Below are 16,875 nucleotides of genomic sequence, written 5' to 3' on the forward strand. Positions count from 1 at the left end.
TCCCTTCGACGGCTGGAGACTAATAGCCGACCGGAGAACCGTCTCCCTGCAAGTTCACGATCGAACGCGACCTACAGTGACGAAAAACGGAACGCACTCCTCGCGTTCGTACTCTCGGGACGCCATCTGATCGATTACGTCCCGCCCCATCTCGCGCCAGTCACTGCGGAGTTCGTCGTACTCGGATTCGGTCAACTCGCCCGACAGCATCGTCTCACGGTCGTCGGCCAGTCCCGCGCCCGACGCTTTCCGCCGTGCGGCGACGACCGAACGCTCGTCGTACGGCGGTTCGATCGTCCGGACGTGGTCGTACTGACGCGTCTCGAGTACCTCGAGTCCGGCAGTTTCGAAGGTCTCGCGGGCGTCGGCACCGAGCGCGACGTCTGTCTCGATGCCATCGAGGTAGGCTCGCCGCGCTTGCCGCTCGAGGTCGCCCTCGGTCTCGACGCTCGAGTCGACCGAGACGGCGGCGTTATTGGGTTCGACGGCCGCGACGAGGTCCGAGGAGACCCGTGCGAACTCCGTGATCGCGGCCGCAGGTTCGGGCAGGTTGATCAGAAGCGCCTGACAGACCACCAGGTCGAAGGCGTCGTCGGGAAACGGCAACTGGTAGGCGTCGCCGGCGACGACGGGGACGTGGTCTCCGGCGGCCTCGAGCAGGCGAGGATCGACGTCACAGCCGATCACGTCGGCCTCGGATTCGGCTGCGAGCACGCGACTCAGTTCGCCGGTGCCACAGCCGACGTCGAGAATACGCTCGCGGGACTCGAGTTCGAGCGGGGCGAGTGCTTCCCGCGAGTCGTCCCACATCCCCTGGCGGGTCCGGCTGAGGTAGTCTTCGGAGAACTCGCGCACGCGCTGTCGTTGTGCGGTCTCGAGTAAAAACGGGTCGGTCTCAGTCGGCGAACAGGTCGCGAGCGACGACAGCCAGCAACACCAGTCCGATCAGGATCATCGATCCCTGGGCGACGGCGGCGATGGTCGAGTCGACGGCACCGCCGGTCAACAGAGCGAGTACGTCGGGAACGCCGCGTACGGACCCGAGAACGCCGAGCAGTGCGAGTACTCCGATACCGTAGACGGCGATCCGCTGGCGGTCGGTCTGTCGGCCGACGATTCCGAGGACGGCGATGACGACGCCGAAGATGGCCGGGATGAGCGCCGTGACGCTCGCGAAGTCGGACAGTACGTAAGCCACGATGCCGACGACGACGAGAACTGCGCCGAGCACGATTCCGAGCGTGGGCGTCGTTTCGGTGGAGTCCATACGGACCGCTACTGGTAGCACATCCTATACGTTTCCGGTATCGTCGAGAGAAACGTTCGATCCGGCCGCGATTACTCGTCTCGGAGCTCTTTGACCTTCTCGATGTTCCAGGCGAAGCCGCGGCCGTCCTCCGTCGGCGTCTCGAGCGCAAAGGGCAGATCCCGCAGGTCTGGGTGGTTGACGATGGCCTTCATGCCGTCCTCGCCGATGTAGCCCTCGCCGATGTGGGCGTGTTCGTCCTTGTGGGTGCCGACGTCGTGTTTCGAGTCGTTGAGGTGGATGTACTCGAGATACTCGAGGCCGACGACGTCGTCGAACCGCCCGACGGTTTCGTCGACCGCTTCGGGCGTCGTGAGGTCGTTGCCCGCGACGAGCGTGTGCGCGGTGTCGATACAGATGCCGATGTCCGTCTCCGTGCGGTCGATGATCCCCGCGAGGTGGTCGAACTCGCCGCCGAGTTTGGTGCCGCTGCCCGCGTCGGACTCGATGAGGATCTGGACGCCCTCCGGTACGTCGAGGTCGTCGATGACGCCTGCGGCGTTGTCGAGACCGCCTTCGACGCCTGCGCCAGTGTGGGCTCCGAGGTGGACGTTTACGTACGGAACGCCCAGTTTGTCGGCGGCGTCGAGTTCCGCCTGCATGCTCTCTTTGGACTTGCGACGAAGGTCCTCCTTCGGCGTACAGAGGTTGACAAGGTACGAGGAGTGGATCACCCACGGGCCCTCGAGTTTCTCGTCGCTTTCCCCGCGGAACCCGTCGGCAGCCTCGTCACTGATTTCTGGCTGTTGCCAGACCTGCGGCGAAGTGGTGAAGATCTGTCCGCAGTTGCCGCCGAACGCCCGCTGGCGGTGAACCGCGTTGCGGATGTCGTCGTACGGCGGCGTTTCGTCGTCCGAAGAGACGCGTGAGCCGGAAATCGACACGTGTGCGCCGACCTTCATGGTCATGCGTTCCAGTCAGTACCGGTTCGTGATAGATACTTCGGACCGACCCGAGAGTTACTGCTCGCCTGCTTCGAGTGCTTCGCGATTTCGAATCCACGAGTCGGCTCCGTACTTCCGATCGGCGAGTTCCCCGGCGGCCTCGAGTTCGTCACGTTCCCAGCCGCCTTCGTCGGCGTCACACCAGTCACCGAGCGCGTCACCGATCGTCTCGAACGCCTCATCGCGGTCGATTCCGGCCTGTTCGCGGATGCTCGTCACTCGGTCAGCGAACGTCTCCGTCCCGATCGGATCCTCGGGATCGAAGACGCCGACGTGGTGGTCGGGCTCGAGATCGTAGCTCAGGGAGCCATGTTGGATGACGACGTCGCGCTGTCGGTACTGGGCGTTGCCGCTGATCTTCTGGGCGTCGGCGTCCGCACTCGCCGGTGCGACCACGTCGTGGGCCGGGTTGATATCCCGCAGGTAACACGACGGATAGTAGATCGACTCCTGTTTCGCTGCGGCGAAATCCGCGTCGACGCCCATGCGGTCGAACGCCTCGAGGATCGGCTCACAGAACAGTGCGTAACAGTCCATCAGGTCGCCAGGCACCTCGTCGGCGGGTGCGACGATAGTATAGGAGATGTCGGCGTACCGGTCGTGGTAAATCCCGCCGCCACCGGTCTGTCGCCGGGTGACGTCGATTCCCTCGCGGTCGCAGTACTCCCAGTCGACCGACGCAGCGTCCTGCCGATACCCCAGTGAAAGCGTACTCGGCTCCCAGGAGTAGACCCGGACCGTCCGCAGGTCGTCCTCGAGCGCGCGGCGAGCAGCGACCTCCTCGAGTGCCATCTGAGTGGCTCCATTCCGGGGGTCGTCCCGGATCAGCCGCCACTCGCGGTCGGCGAGTTCCGTCATGGTACGGCCCACGCGAGCGACGTGCAAATCGATTCCGATGGGTGCTCGAGGCCCCCGTGACGGCCGCAGTCACTGTCCGTTCGTGGTGGTCGTCACGACCGGGACGTCAGCGTTGAGAATGATCGATTGAGCGATGCTTCCGAACACGGCCTTTCCGGTCGGGGAACGTTTCCGAGAGCCGACGACGACGTAACGAGCGTCCTGTTCGTTGGCGTACTTGAGGATAGTCTTTGCAGGCTCCCCGACCAACCCCATCGTTTCCGATTGGACGGTGAGGTCGCCCGCCGCATCCTGTGCCACGTCCGCTGCCGCCTCTCGGACCTGTTCCATGCTAACCGATTTCCCTGCTTCTTTTTCCGCAGTTCGACCCATATCGAGAAAATCAGAGCGAGTCAGGACGTGGACGACGTGTACGGGATCGTCGAACGCTGTTGCGATAGTCTCCGCCTCTTCGATGACAGTACTCGCTCGCTCCGATCTGTCGACAGCTGCAACAACTACCATGAACATTCATTCTTATACAACCATTTAGGAATTACTCTATTTTTCTGATTTATATTTTCTCTTATACAAAATTCAGATGCCGTGTATAGGGCTTTGAAGTCGGACTTTAACAGAGAATAATCGGCAATCGACTAAGAGAACCGAATTCCTATTCCCTCATGATAATTATACCTTGATTGATATGGTGTGGTCCGCTCGAGAGGATCAGCGACCGATCCGAAAACGAGGTCTACAGACAGTCGTTTTCGAACAGGGTATCGATCGCATCGTCGTCGTATCCCAGCGCCCGAAGGACGGGCTCGGTGTCCGCACCGAGTTCGGGCGGATCGCTGGGTTCTACGGGGGAGAACGCCGACGAGCGGAGCGGGAATTTCGGGACAGAGACGTTTTCTCGATCGCCAGTGGCAGTCTCGATTTCGGTGAGTGCATCGGTTTCACGAAGATGGTCGTCCTCGCAGACTTCCTGGGCGTCCTGGACCGGTGCGACAGGAACGCCCGCGTCACGGAGTCTATCTATGAGGGTACTGGCGGTATAGTCGTCAATAGCTTCCTGAAGTGTGGAATCGAGCGCCGATTCGTTCTCCCGTCGGTCCGCAAGCGTTGCGAACCGATCTTCGTGGTGAAGTTCGATCTCGAGGGCCTCACAGAGCTGTTCCCACTGTGCCTGTGACGACGGACCGATGAACACCCACTCGCTGTCGGTCGTTCGATAGACGTTGTACGGGGCCCAGTTGTTGTGACCGGCACCCAGTGGATCGGGGGCTTCGTTCTCTGTCTGGGCGTAGACCAGCCAGTAATTCATCAGGGTGACCGTGCTCTCGAACAGCGGTGCGGTAATGTGTTGCCCCTCGCCCGTGTGTTCGCGCTGACGCAGTCCGGCAACGACGCCGAACGCACCGAAGAGAGCAGCGGTCATGTCCGAGACGCTCGTTCCGGCGCGTGCAGGCGGACTATCCGGGTGGCCTGTAACACTCATGAGCCCGGAGAGCGCCTCTGCAACGGGATCAAGCGCAGGAAGATCTTGGTACGGCCCCTCGTTGAATCCCTTGATAGAGCAGTATACGAGTTCTTCGTTCACCTCGCGGAGATCGTCATAGCCGATACCTAGCTTCTCCGGTGAACCCGGTCGAAGATTCTCGACGAAGACGTCCGCCTCGGCGATGAGGTCCGTGAACGCTTCGTGACCGCCGCTCGTTTTCAGGTCGAGCGTTACCCCCAGTTTGTTTCGGTTCAGAGCGTTGAATATACTGTTTCCAGCAGCAGAGCTGTCTCGAACGGAGTCACCGCCGCTCGCACGTCGTTCGACCTTGACCACGTCGGCTCCGAGTTCTGCAAGCAACAGGGTACAGAAGGGGCCGGCTGCAATGTGGCCGAGTTCGACGACGGTAACGTCTTCCAGTGGGCGATCCTCCGGTTGGGTAGTATCGTGTATCATGTATTATATTACGTCTCATTGGTTACTTCGCGAGCTATACGGTACGCACTAATTTCGGCATATGAGCGAGAAATAGTGGCTGGACGGCCGATCACGCCTCATCACCGTGGCGCTTGACGTACCAGCTCTTGAGAGGCGGGCCGAGGAGAATCAGTGCAACGGCCACGACCAACAAGCGGGACGGCCAGCTCTCGACGAAGATCCACCACGATCCATCCGACAACTGTAACGATCGGAGGAAGTTCTCCTCTGCAATCGGCCCCAGAACGATTCCGAGGATGAAAGCGATTACAGAGTAGTCGTGTTTGAACATGTAGTAGCCGACTGCGCCGAGGAGTAAGATCGTCGCGACGTCGAACCAGTTACTCCGGAGCGTGAACCCGCCTGCAATAGCCAGAACGATGATAACTGGTATCAGATAGTCGGTGTTCACTCGAGTGAGATACTCCGTTTTGGTGATCAGCGCCAGTCCGACTGACAGAATGAGGATATTACCGACGAACAGAGCGATAAACACGCTGTACGTGAGGCTGAGTTCGGTCTCGAATAGCTCCGGGCCCGGCTGCAGGCCGTGCATCAGCAGGCCACCGAGCAGTACGGCGGTCGCACCGGAGCCCGGAATCCCGAACGATAGTGCCGGGATGAGAGAGCCACCGACGGTGCCGTTGTTCGACGCTTCGGCAGCAATGACGCCAGTAACCTCCCCGTTTCCGAACTTGTCGGATGCGGAAGAGCGCACCGCTTCACCGTACGCGACGAAGTTCGAGACTGCCGCACCGGATCCCGGGAGTGATCCGATACCCATTCCCAGGAACGCGGATTTCACCAGCGTTACGGGTCGATCGATGACTTCCCGGATACCAGTTCTCACGTCACCGGACGTGTCGACGTCCGATCGAGCGATCCCGCCGGACTCTCCGACGAGTTTCAACATTTCCGCGATAGCGAACAGTCCCAGGATCGCTGCTACGAAGGAGATCCCGTCGAATAGGGCGAGAGAACCGCCAGTAAACCGGGTCTCGGAACTCATCGGGGCAATTCCGATCGTCGTCAACAACAGGCCGAACGCGCCAGCAACGAGTCCCTTTACCATCGAGCCTCGAGCGACGATGGTGATCATCGAGAGGCCGAGAACGGCGACCAGGAAGTACTCCGGCGACCCCATCATGAGCACGATGGTCACGATGAGGGGAGAGATGAGGATCAGTAGCGCTATCGTCATGAATCCCGCGAGCGCGGACGCGACAGCCGATGACGAGAGGGCAGTCGCCGCCATCCCCTGTCGCGACATCGGGTACCCGTCGAACGTGGTCGCTGCAGCGGCTGCAGTACCTGGTACGTTGACGAGAATGGCTGCTATGGAGCCACCGTACATCGACCCGGAGTAGATACCGACGAGCAGGATGATCGCGTTCGCCCCGCCGAGTGGGATCGTAAGCGGAAGGACGATCGCCATTCCGAGGTTGGGTCCGATCCCCGGGATGGCACCGACGAAGATCCCTAGTAGGACACCGACAGCCATCCAACCGATAGTCGGCCAGGAGAACACGATGTGGATCCCCTCGACGAACGCTTCGAACGCCATCTTAGAGCACCCCCCGCGGCAGGAGTAGCCCTCTATCGAGCGGTGCGTTCGCCAACGAGATGAACGCAAAGCAGATCCCGATAGAGACGACGATCAGTACTGCAGCGTAGAGCGGTCGCTGGTCGTTCCAGTACGCGTACGCTGCGACGAATATCGGTGTTGCAATCAGTACACTAACGACGTACGCAAGGCCGACGTAGCCGGTGATCGAACCATAGAGGAATTGACGGCTCGTAAGTAACCGTTCTTCTCCCGCTTCCGTTCGATCCTTCCCGTCGTCTTCACCGGTGGTTTCGAATTCCTCTTGGTCGACTAGATCGACTGGTTCGGCCACGACTCGTTGGAGGACCGGCGGCAGGTAGTCCTCGAACGCGATCAACGCAACGCCGACGATGACGATGGCGCCGGTCAGCCGCGGGAACAACGTCGCCGATCCCGAATCGAATGTGGCAGTGAGAGCAACGAAAACGACCGCCACAGCGAGAAACACGACGAGAAGACCGGCTTCAGAACGGGACTGAATAGACATATGAACGAGCTATTAGGAATCGTCTTGAAGGTCGTCGATGTCGACGACGTCTGGAATATCACTCCAAATCTGTTCAAGGACGTCGTCGGCTTCTTCCGGCGGACCGTAGGTCATGGTGTTCCCGGTTTCGTCGGCCCACTCCTGTATGGTATCACTTTCGACAGTCGCTTCGACAGCCTCAGTGAGAGTTTCGAGCTGTTCTTCGGGCGTTCCCGGTGGAACCCACATGGAACGAGTGATCTGGCCAATGAAGTCCATGTTTTCGTATCCGAGTTCCGTAATGACGGGGGCATCGGGGAAGATTTCACTACCGTTACTGGTCAGCACAGCCAGAACGTCTACTTCGTCGCTCTCGGCAGCAGGCAACGCGCTACCGTCAGTGTTGAAAGCTGCAGGGATTTCACCGGACGCAACTGCCTGGTTGATCGGGCCACCGCCGGAGTACTCGACGTAGTTCTCCCAGCCCATTCCGTACTCCTGTTCGAAGAACGCTGCGTTCGGGAGGTAGCTCGCTCCGAGACCGCCGATGTTTCCGAACTCTCCGTCGTTGTATCGATCGATCAAGTCGGCGACATCGTCGAACTCCTCGTCAGGGTCACCGATGAGGACGATCGCGTTGAGGCCGATCGTGGCGAGCCCCTGCAGGTCCTCCATGTCGAAGTCTGGCGGATTGACCATCGCCTGTACGGACGTAGTAAACGGATTGAATTTACCGATAGTGTACCCGTCCGGTTCTTCGCCCAACAACTGACCGATTCCACGCATCGCACCGGCCCCCGGGACGTTCTCGATGTGGATGTCCGTCCCGAGTTCTTCGGACAGCGGGTCCGCCATCTGACGAAAGATGTTGTCTGCACCGCCACCTTCGTCGTAGGGGATAATCGACGTGATCGTATCGGCGGGGTACTCACCGTCACTACCGAGACACCCTGCAAGAGAGGCGGTCAATGCGATACCCGACGTCTTTACGACATTTCGGCGTGAAATTCTTCTTGTCATGGTTACACATGCGATCCGATCATCGATCGACCACGAACTGTAGTGGAGCGGTAACGACTGTCGTACTGGCACCAAGCACCCCCCACTGGTTCTTGATGATCGTTAGTCCGGATCACGGATCAGAAATGAGGAGTACGTTGAATATCGTTTTAGCCTATATCAGTAGGCTATTTATATACCACCATTGTGAATAAACTGACAAAATATTCATAGCGGTTGTACTGTACATCCGATTATGCTCCGAAGCACCGTCCACATAGACCTGAATACTGACTACGTACTCAACGAGGTGACCACGTCGATCGGCCATCCGATCACGATTACCCGGGGTGAAGTCCACAGAGATGGAACTCTGACGTTCATCGCCGAAGTTCCCGACTCGCGTGACGAAATTGCACTCCAGATGGAAGAATCGGACGTCGTCGACCGAGTCGGCACCATCGGTGACAACGGTCTGTTGGTTCGGAAACCCTCTAGCGGCGCCACGCCCATAATATGCAAGCACAATGGCATACTGTTCGGGATAAACGTATTCGGCACTAAACGGATAATTGATGTGTTGACGTTTTCGAGAGCGGACATTCGGCACATGGTACAAGAGTTCGAAGAACTCGGCCAGGTAAATCTCGGAAAAATTACACAGGTGTCCAACAGGCCAGCAGGACTATCAAAGAGACAACAAGAAATCGTCGAGAAAGCACTTCAGGAAGGATACTACGACTGGCCTCGAGAAACGGACGCCGAAGAGCTCGCGGCGGAATTCGGAATAACCCACCCGACGTTGGCAGAACACCTTCGGAAAGCAGAAAAAAAGCTAATCGAGCAGGCACTCCACACGTCTCAGGGCGAAATATTCGAAATTCCGATCGAATAAGGGGACCGGACTGCCCGTTCCATTTGATTGGTTCTCGAACGAGTAGGTATAAACGACCAACCTGTGATGGCCGAATCTACTTTCGGAAATACCCGTTTCTCGTCATAAGAGCTGATCTAACGATGAACGCGAAAATACCCCCAGAAGGGAGGCAGATCTGTACTCGAGCGGCTGGGGGAGAAGCATGATCTTGAACGATGTTACTCTCCGGGAAGGCGAACAGATGCCCGACCGGAACTATACCGTCGAACAAAAGGTCGAGGCTGGCCTCGAACTGTCCGAACTTGGTGTAGAATCCCTGGAAGTCGGATTTCCAGTGACTGGCGAAAAGGACCGCGAAGCGATACGGACGCTCGCAGTGGAAGCCGAAGCAGACATCGTCGGTCTCGCTCGTGCCGTCCCGGGTGACGTCGAGGCTGCGGCGGATGCGTCTGCGGACGTCATTCAGGTGATGGTGCCGACGTCCGACTACCAGCTAGACCACGTACTCGACAAGGATCGCGAGTCGGTGCTACAGATGGCTCGCGAAGCGGTCGATCTGGTCGTCGACCACGGAGCGGTTCCTCATCTCATCCTCGTCGATGCGTTCCGAACGGAAGTCGAGGAGATTCGTACCGTCGCTCACGAGTTCGACGGCGTCGAATGTATAACGCTCGCCGACACGGTCGGCGCGCGATTGCCGAGCGGTGTACAGCGGTTACTCGAGAAACTCGAACCGAGCGTCGATCTCGAGCGGTTCGGCGTCCACTTTCACGACGACCTGGGGGTCGGGACGGCGAACGTCCTCACCGCCTACCAGGCTGGTATCGGCAAAGCCGACGTGAGCGTCGCGTCGCTGGGAGAGCGGGCAGGAAACTCGTCACTGGAGGAGGTCGTCGTCGGGGGCGTCCTGGAACACGACGAGGATTTCGGCGTCGAGACGGACGAACTGATCCCGAAGTGTGAACGCGTGCTCGACGTACTGGGCGAGCAGGACGCTATCAGCGACAGAAAGGCGATTCTCGGTTCGGAAGTGACGAAACACGAGTCGGGGATCCACACGGCAGCGATGCTGAACGAACCGAAGACGTTCGAACCGTTCGATCCCGGGGATTTCGGTGGAGAGCGGGACCTGCTGTTCGGCGAAGGGACCGGTACCACCGGCGCCTCGATACTGTTGTCCCGGGCTGGAGTTACACCTACCGACGAGCGGGTGGAGTCGTTCCTGTCGGTACTCGCCGACGAGGGGCCGGTCGATACGGAAGAAGCCGTTTCGATCGCCGAGGCGAACTTCCAGGCATAAATCGTCGAGAAGAAGCTGGCAGGCCAACTAACTCTCCAGCTTCTGTCTCGAGGTCGATCCGGTAGAAGACGCGGGTTTACTGTACCGACCGCCGCTGGAGTGGTGGCACTCGTCAGGTCGCATCACCCATCAGGGTTCGCAATAACAATTATGTGACTATATTGACGACTGTCGTACAGGACACGATCGGACCACGGTGACGACCCGCCAGTGGTCTCGACGATCGTGACGAACAAACAGATGCATTCGAACGCTCCAGCAGTTACCACCCGAGACCGACAGTATCGTTTCCGATCACCAACCCTGGTTCGCGGTCCGCGAGGTTCGACTGGAGTCCAGCCGACGGCGCCAACCCCGGTGCTGGGAACGAAGCCGAGCCTGACGACTCGAGCAGGTGGTCGGCAGTGATCGAACACGGAACCCTATTTGCGCTCTCGAGTGTCTTACTCGGGGGGATGATGCTCGCATTCGTCCTGTGGACGATACGACTGTCAGCGGGTGCCCGACCGTACGGATACGCGGTCATAGTGGCCTGTGGGTCGATGAGCGTGGCCTACGGATTCATGTCCGCAGAGTGGCTGACGGTCACGACCACCGGCCGGACGGAATCCGTCGCCAGGTTCCTCGGATACACGGTCAGCTGGTCGGCCGTCTGTTTCGTTCTCGGTGCAATCGTCGACGCCGACCGGCGGACGACGCTTGCGCTTATCGGATTCGTCCTCGCCGCGCCCTGGGCGACCCTCGCAAGCTGGATTTTCGACGGAACGGCCGGAACAGTCGCCTCCGTTGCTCTCCTCGTCTCCATCGGCGGGGTGGCGTACGTCTTGCTGGGGCCGCTCTCGACCGTCGCCGAGACCGTCTCCGGAGAGCGATCCCTGCTGTACGAGAAAGTGAAGAACCTGGTGCTACTCGTCTTCGCAGGCCTGATCCTGACCGGTGCGGTTTCCGAACAGAACCTCGGTCTGACGGGGGCCTTCGTCGGTCAGACGGTCGCGACGTACCTCGACCTGATCTGGCTCGCCGGGTTCGGCGCAATCGTGCTCCGATACGGCGACGTACTCGAGGCCGAAGAGGTTCCGTCGCCACTCGCGGCTGTCACGAGTGACGGCCGTTCCGCCTGATCGCGTATAGCCCGGTTTCATCACTGTTTTCGGACAGATTGTCGACCTCGAAAGCGGCAAGCAGGCGAGAGTGAGGACCAGTCGGTCTCTGCGGGGATTCAGTGGAACCCAGAGTCCGACGAATGCGAGCTGCCCGCCTTAGCTCGGCTCCGGTCTCGATTCTATCACGAGAGTCGCGCTGTCCCGTTCCTCGAGTACGAACCATCGAGAACCGACGAACCGATCCGGTCAAAAAGATATAGCGTTATTTGATTTACTCGCTCTCTATGGCTCACAGCGGGTTTCCGACTCTCGGACCGTGAAAGAGTTGAATTCGCCGTATAGCAGACCACTGTTGGACTTTTCGTGCGGCGAGGATCGGACGACGTTCCCGTACGTCCTCGACGGTCGTCTCGACGAGCACAGTTCGCGTTATCGAATCGAGACGGGCGACGATCGGTGCCGTCGGGAGTGAGACGTGACACTGGTACCTCGAGCAGCAGCCAGTAACCGGTCGGGCATCTCGATCACCGTCGGTCCCACGGCCGGGCAACGACAGAACGATCGGGCAGACCTCTTACGAGGAGCGACAATCAGAGTACGTACCCCAGGGGTGAACCCCGCCGAACAGGGTTCGTGATCGAGCCGAGATGCTCGCTCGAGTACCGGCCGTCGACGATCGTGTGTGAGGCGGTCCGGTTCTGAACTGATAGCAGTGGACGGTCGCGTCCCCTGTCGTGCGTACGAGCAGACGCCACAGCCCACTCGACCAATAGATGCCCGTGAACCCTGAGAGGCCTCGAGTGGCAGCTTTCACGCGAGCAACCGCCTTCAGTCGACTGGGTAGATAATCGCCAGCAGCCGCCGCTCGAGCAGCAGTAACAGCCGAGTGACGACCCAGGTCTGACCTGCAGGGTCGAATTGGTGCGGTTCAGTTCACCCTGCAGTCGACGCCTGAAGCGGTACTACCCGATGGAACACCGGCCCGCCACCGCTGTCGCCGCCGTGGATGTCTTACTCCGAAACGCATCCAGCCCGTGGCCACTCACCCCCACCCGTGTCGCTGGTCCGGTGTCGAACGAAGGTCTCGAGTACGGGCTCCAATGTGTAGAGAGCGACGACAGCCCTTCGATAGCCAGCCGAGCGGTCGAGACCCCTCGAACTGCCGTTACTTCTGGATGGGGTCACGAGTGTCTCCGAGTTCGATTCGTTCGAGTCTTACCGGCCGTTTCCGATTCGGACGATCTGGCACGGTCGAACCGTCGACCCAGGACTCTGACGAAACGTCTCCCTCGAGTGTACCGCAAACTGCCTCGGTGCCGCCGTCTTTGGTCTTCGACGAGTGTACCGGTCGGCCCTCGACGAGGCTGATCGGTCACGCCGGAGACTCGTCCATCGAACACTGCTCGACGGTCGTGTTGAGTTCGGTACTCGACGCCACTCGCCTGACGTGTGACCTTCGGGGTTGACGGGGTGGGACGGTGCAAGACGAGAGTGAACCCGACTCGACGAGACCCATACGCTCTTCCGAACACGCATTCTGCCCCAATTATACCGATATAGGGCCACACAGACCCTTAGAACCAGCTTTAACTATCTGGCAAATTCGTTGCTTGAGTCGTTTGTCCACTACACGACAACCGATTAAGCAATAGTTTTACGTGACTGTCATAGATACATGACTGTAGGAAATGACGAGCATCGAATCAATCGAGGTCAAACGACCGTTCTCGCGAGTGGCTAAAGCCGGACGCAACCCCTGGGGTCGAACCGGTGAGAACGGGCATCCATTCTCGGGTAATCGGCCCCGATTTCGTCGAAATCGGATCGGCGTTGGGAGGGGGCGAGCAACGACGGACGGGTCCCTCGAGACCGTCGCCAGTGGGGGCGACCGATGAGCGGCGGCCAGACGACAATCCGCTGGTCGCGGATGTCCCTCGAGGAACTCCAGTCGTTCTGGACCGACGAGATCGAACCCGCCCTCGAGCGTGCCGGCGTCGACCGCGAGGAACGGCCGGCCTACCAGCAGGTCGCCGACGCTGGTTACTCGGGGATCGCCTATGCCTTGCGGGAACATCACGACATGACGCTGACCGACTTCCTCGTGACGGTCGGCTACGAGGAACCCGGTTCGTCGGCGTCCTACCAGTGGGGGATCGAGGACGAGACCACCATCGACGAACTCGAGTCGTACCTCGAGACGCTCGATCGGCGGCGACAACTCGCGAGGTCGACGGTCCAGACCAAACAGTCGCGGCTCGCGACCTATGCCCGTATCTATCGGGAGGTTCACGGTCAGGCCGACCTCGTCGACCGCGCCGCCGACGCGACGAACGAAAGCGACGAAATCCGGCGTGCGCTGGTCGTATTCGACGAACTCAACTACGAACTCGGAACCGACGCCTCGAAACTCCGGTATCTCAGCGACGTCAGCCAGTTCTACGAACATCTCGGTCGGCGGGCCAAGGCTGCGTTCAACCCCGTCGAGCACATCGACGAGGAGTACAACTGGTCCCGCGAGGAGCCGGACAACGCCGCTCTCGCGGGCAGACAGGTGAGTCGGCTGTACGACGCTGCAGAGTCCCAGAGCAAGGAACTCGTAGTCCTCGCGCTCTGTGCGTGGGGACTGCGACGAAACGAGGTCGCGGCGTTGCACACCTCGCAACTCGTCCTCGAGGGCGAGGACCCACACATCGAATTCGGCGACGAGCGAAAGAACGGCCCGGGCACTGTTGCGTTGATCTACGGTGTGTCGGATCTCTCCGACCGAATCGATCGACTCGAGGAAGACCCCGGGTGGTCCGGCTACCTGTTTCCCTCGAGTCGGTCCTCGAGCGGCCACATTACGGGCGAGACGGTTCAGGCACGCTTTCAGCGACTCGCCGAAGATGCCGGCGTCCGCGTGCAGGGAGAGCTGCCGACCTCGAAGATGGGGCGGCGGTTCTGGTATACGACCTACAACCAGGCGATGAAGAACCTGCGGGAGAACCTGGACGTGATCGCCGCCGAACAGGGCAGTTCCGACTCCTCGGTCGTCATGAAAAACTACCTCTCGGAGGAGGAACGACGGCAGTACCGTCGAGAGTTCATGCGAGAGCAACTCGAGGACGTCTTCGAGGGGTGACTGTCCGGATCGATTCGACACCGCCTCGCGGGTCACGACGTTTTTACGTACTCACCGGTTACTCCGGGCTATGGTGCGGAACGTCGCCGAGTTGCTGCCGGAACTCGAGGAGGAGGACTTCTATCTCCTTTCGGGAGTCGAACAGGGGATGCGCTTCTCGGAGTGGGTCCAGCGAGAGAAGCTCCCGAAGTTCGCCGACCTCACCGAAGAGGAGATCGATTACCGCCTCGAGCGCTGTCTCAAGCGCGGCCTCGTCGAGAAAAAGACGATCCAGTACGAGGGCTATACCCTCCAGTTCGAGGGGTACGACGCTCTGGCGTTGCGGACGCTGGTCCAGCGAGATACCATCAGCGAGTTCGGCTCGCCGCTGGGCGTCGGCAAGGAAAGCGACGTCTACGAGGTTCGCTCGTACAAGCCCCTGGCGCTGAAGTATCACCGCGAGGGCTATACGAACTTCCGCGAGGTCCACAAGGAACGAGACTACACCGCAGACAGAGAGCACGTCTCCTGGATGTACACCGCCCGGAAAGCGGCCGAACGGGAGCACGACATCCTAGAGGAGCTGTATCCCGACGTCTCGATCCCCCGGCCGATCGGCCAGAACCGCCACGCTATCATCATGGAGAAGATGGACGGCGTCGAACTCTCGCGGGCGAAACTCGAGGACGAGCAGGTCCTTGGCGTGCTCGATCTGCTGGTCTCGGAACTCGCTCAGGCCTACGAGATCGGCTACGTCCACGCCGACATGAGCGAGTACAACGTCTTCGTCGGTGAGGATGGGGTGACGATCTTCGACTGGCCCCAGGCGGTACCGACGGACCACGAGAACGCGAGCGAATTCCTTCGGCGGGATCTCCGGAACCTGATCGGGTACTTCCGCCGCAAATACCCCCAGATCGTTCCCGACGAGATCGACGAGGAAGGCGTCGCGGCGGCGATCGAACGCGGCGCGTTCGAGACGGTCGAAGCACACGCCTGATACCGACGAAACCGGCAGCCGAAATTCGCGAGTCCTCCTCCGAGAGCCGCTGATCGTGGCGAGTAGCTCGGTTTCGACGACAACCGTTGTACGGGTCAGTAGGTGACTCGAGTGTCGCTGTATCGTTCGAATCCGTCGTTGTTCTCCCTGTGGTAACATTCTCGCCGATGGGTCGTCTGAGGTGGTCGGTCCAGTGAACGAGAGACCGGTATTGAACATCGACCTGTTTCTCTTCGATTTGGACGTTATATGGAGATAGTGGCGCTCATACAGCCGTTTGTGAATGAGGCGAACCACACTGATAAATCAAATACAGCTATATAGAAGATGGCGGGTGACCCACGAGCGGCATCGAAAGGCGACTGGTGGGAAACGCCACGAGAACGGGCTCTACTGATCCGTCCAGACCGAAAACCGAACACCCTCGAGAACGAAATCGGTCCCATGCCGAAGATCGGAATCAATCTCTACAGCGTCCGCACCCTCGAGGAACCGCTCGAGTCAGTCCTCGACCGCGTGGCCGAGGCGGGCTACGACGGCGTCCAGTTCGCCGGTCCGTACACGCCGCTCGAGGGTGATGCAGCCGAGATAGCGGCCGAACTCGAGTCTCGTGGGCTCGAGGCCGCGCCGCCACACGTCGGTATCGACGCGCTCCGGGACGAGGACGAACGTGAGCGTATCCTGGCTGCATACGACGAGATCGGTGTCGATGGCGTAGTCGTTCCCTGGCTTCCGCCCGATCGCTTCGAATCGGCTGCTGCAATCGACGACGCTGCGGCCGAACTCGAGGAACTCGCGACCGTACTGTCTGCGACAGGACTGGAGCTGCACTACCACAATCACGACCACGAGTACACCGAAATCGACGGCGAGTGGGCGTTCGATCGACTGCTCGAGGGAACTGGGATCGGAATCGAACTCGACGTCGGGTGGGCACTGGCCGGCGGCGACGATCCGGCCGCACGGATTCGGGACCACGGTGCTCGAGCGAATCAGGTGCATCTGAAGGACCTCGAGCTGGATGCCGAGCCTGGATTCGTCGAGATCGGTGCTGGCGACGTCGACGTGTCGGCGTGTGTCGAAGCTGCGGAGGCAGCGGCCGTCGAGTGGCTGGTCTACGAACACGACGACCCCGACGATCCCGCTGCGGCGATCGATCGCGGCGCTGCATTTTTGCGGTCGAGCTGAGGACTGGCCGAGCGACGACGCACCATCGACAGTTCGAAGCCCTTATACTCGAGAGTTGGATAGAAAGCGATAGACTCGCTGGGTCGCGGGCGACAGCGGGCACCTGTACGGCTTTGCCACAGGTCGGGATGTGATCCGCGGGGCCTTCGCCTCGTTCAGGATTGAACC

At 60.1% G+C, this 16,875-nt stretch carries 15 protein-coding genes; 6 read left to right on the plus strand and 9 right to left on the minus strand.

Going from position 1 to position 16,875, the window contains the following annotated elements; genetic code table 11:
- Positions 1–54 precede the first annotated feature (54 nt).
- The 9 genes from BLR35_RS13215 to BLR35_RS13255 form a co-directional block, all read right to left on the minus strand.
- Positions 55–855: a class I SAM-dependent methyltransferase gene (locus tag BLR35_RS13215; RefSeq protein ID WP_090382675.1), complete on the minus strand. Its 801-nt coding sequence runs from the start codon at positions 853–855 to the stop codon at positions 55–57.
- Between the two features lie 40 nt (positions 856–895).
- Positions 896–1,267: a hypothetical protein gene (locus BLR35_RS13220; protein ID WP_090382678.1), complete on the minus strand. Its 372-nt coding sequence runs from the start codon at positions 1,265–1,267 to the stop codon at positions 896–898.
- A gap of 71 nt (positions 1,268–1,338) precedes the next feature.
- Entirely contained in the window at positions 1,339–2,208 is an 870-nt protein-coding gene (locus BLR35_RS13225; protein ID WP_090382995.1) for a deoxyribonuclease IV, read from the minus strand.
- A 57-nt stretch (positions 2,209–2,265) separates the two neighbouring features.
- Positions 2,266–3,108: a lipoate--protein ligase family protein gene (locus tag BLR35_RS13230; RefSeq protein ID WP_090382680.1), complete on the minus strand. Its 843-nt coding sequence runs from the start codon at positions 3,106–3,108 to the stop codon at positions 2,266–2,268.
- Positions 3,109–3,177: 69 nt separating this feature from the next.
- Positions 3,178–3,612 (minus strand): universal stress protein, encoded by a 435-nt coding sequence (locus tag BLR35_RS13235; protein ID WP_090382998.1) that lies wholly within the window; start codon positions 3,610–3,612, stop codon positions 3,178–3,180.
- A gap of 229 nt (positions 3,613–3,841) precedes the next feature.
- The gene (locus BLR35_RS13240) at positions 3,842–5,047 is read right to left on the minus strand and encodes a CaiB/BaiF CoA transferase family protein (protein WP_090382683.1); all 1,206 of its coding nucleotides are present in this window, start codon (positions 5,045–5,047) and stop codon (positions 3,842–3,844) included.
- A 91-nt stretch (positions 5,048–5,138) separates the two neighbouring features.
- Positions 5,139–6,632: a tripartite tricarboxylate transporter permease gene (locus BLR35_RS13245; RefSeq protein WP_090382686.1), complete on the minus strand. Its 1,494-nt coding sequence runs from the start codon at positions 6,630–6,632 to the stop codon at positions 5,139–5,141.
- Position 6,633: 1 nt separating this feature from the next.
- A complete protein-coding gene (locus BLR35_RS13250; RefSeq protein WP_090382689.1) occupies positions 6,634–7,161 on the minus strand; it encodes a tripartite tricarboxylate transporter TctB family protein in 528 nt (175 codons plus the stop codon).
- Positions 7,162–7,173: 12 nt separating this feature from the next.
- Positions 7,174–8,109, minus strand: coding sequence for a Bug family tripartite tricarboxylate transporter substrate binding protein (locus BLR35_RS13255; RefSeq protein WP_244510241.1), 936 nt, complete (start codon positions 8,107–8,109; stop codon positions 7,174–7,176).
- A 286-nt stretch (positions 8,110–8,395) separates the two neighbouring features.
- On the opposite strand from BLR35_RS13255, the gene BLR35_RS13260 reads away from it, so the two are divergent.
- From BLR35_RS13260 to BLR35_RS13285, 6 genes are all read left to right on the plus strand, one after another.
- Positions 8,396–9,034, plus strand: coding sequence for a helix-turn-helix domain-containing protein (locus BLR35_RS13260; RefSeq protein WP_090382694.1), 639 nt, complete (start codon positions 8,396–8,398; stop codon positions 9,032–9,034).
- 184 nt (positions 9,035–9,218) lie between these two features.
- A complete protein-coding gene (locus tag BLR35_RS13265) occupies positions 9,219–10,316 on the plus strand; it encodes a LeuA family protein (RefSeq protein WP_090382695.1) in 1,098 nt (365 codons plus the stop codon).
- A gap of 542 nt (positions 10,317–10,858) precedes the next feature.
- Positions 10,859–11,437, plus strand: a complete 579-nt coding sequence (locus tag BLR35_RS13270; RefSeq protein ID WP_342027639.1) for a rhodopsin — start codon at positions 10,859–10,861, stop codon at positions 11,435–11,437.
- A 1,873-nt stretch (positions 11,438–13,310) separates the two neighbouring features.
- Entirely contained in the window at positions 13,311–14,540 is a 1,230-nt protein-coding gene (locus tag BLR35_RS13275) for a site-specific integrase (RefSeq protein ID WP_090382701.1), read from the plus strand.
- 70 nt (positions 14,541–14,610) lie between these two features.
- Entirely contained in the window at positions 14,611–15,519 is a 909-nt protein-coding gene (locus BLR35_RS13280; protein WP_090382703.1) for a serine/threonine-protein kinase RIO2, read from the plus strand.
- Between the two features lie 444 nt (positions 15,520–15,963).
- Complete coding sequence (locus tag BLR35_RS13285; protein WP_090383000.1) at positions 15,964–16,707, plus strand: sugar phosphate isomerase/epimerase family protein; 744 nt, start codon at positions 15,964–15,966, stop codon at positions 16,705–16,707.
- Positions 16,708–16,875 lie beyond the last annotated feature (168 nt).

It is taken from the genome of Natronobacterium texcoconense, from assembly GCF_900104065.1.
GTDB classification, from domain to species: Archaea; Halobacteriota; Halobacteria; order Halobacteriales; family Natrialbaceae; genus Natronobacterium; species Natronobacterium texcoconense.

Bases quoted from the DNA above. Each gene is read 5' to 3' on its own strand.
- BLR35_RS13280 (WP_090382703.1), top strand. From the start codon at position 14,611: ATGGTGCGGAACGTCGCCGAGTTGCTGCCGGAACTCGAGGAGGAGGAC.
- BLR35_RS13225 (WP_090382995.1), bottom strand. From the start codon at position 2,208: ATGAAGGTCGGCGCACACGTGTCGATTTCCGGCTCACGCGTCTCTTCG.
- BLR35_RS13220 (WP_090382678.1), bottom strand. From the start codon at position 1,267: ATGGACTCCACCGAAACGACGCCCACGCTCGGAATCGTGCTCGGCGCA.
- BLR35_RS13230 (WP_090382680.1), bottom strand. From the start codon at position 3,108: ATGACGGAACTCGCCGACCGCGAGTGGCGGCTGATCCGGGACGACCCC.
- BLR35_RS13265 (WP_090382695.1), top strand. From the start codon at position 9,219: ATGATCTTGAACGATGTTACTCTCCGGGAAGGCGAACAGATGCCCGAC.
- BLR35_RS13245 (WP_090382686.1), bottom strand. From the start codon at position 6,632: ATGGCGTTCGAAGCGTTCGTCGAGGGGATCCACATCGTGTTCTCCTGG.
- BLR35_RS13285 (WP_090383000.1), top strand. From the start codon at position 15,964: ATGCCGAAGATCGGAATCAATCTCTACAGCGTCCGCACCCTCGAGGAA.
- BLR35_RS13250 (WP_090382689.1), bottom strand. From the start codon at position 7,161: ATGTCTATTCAGTCCCGTTCTGAAGCCGGTCTTCTCGTCGTGTTTCTC.
- BLR35_RS13270 (WP_342027639.1), top strand. From the start codon at position 10,859: ATGAGCGTGGCCTACGGATTCATGTCCGCAGAGTGGCTGACGGTCACG.
- BLR35_RS13240 (WP_090382683.1), bottom strand. From the start codon at position 5,047: ATGATACACGATACTACCCAACCGGAGGATCGCCCACTGGAAGACGTT.
- BLR35_RS13235 (WP_090382998.1), bottom strand. From the start codon at position 3,612: ATGGTAGTTGTTGCAGCTGTCGACAGATCGGAGCGAGCGAGTACTGTC.
- BLR35_RS13260 (WP_090382694.1), top strand. From the start codon at position 8,396: ATGCTCCGAAGCACCGTCCACATAGACCTGAATACTGACTACGTACTC.
- BLR35_RS13275 (WP_090382701.1), top strand. From the start codon at position 13,311: ATGAGCGGCGGCCAGACGACAATCCGCTGGTCGCGGATGTCCCTCGAG.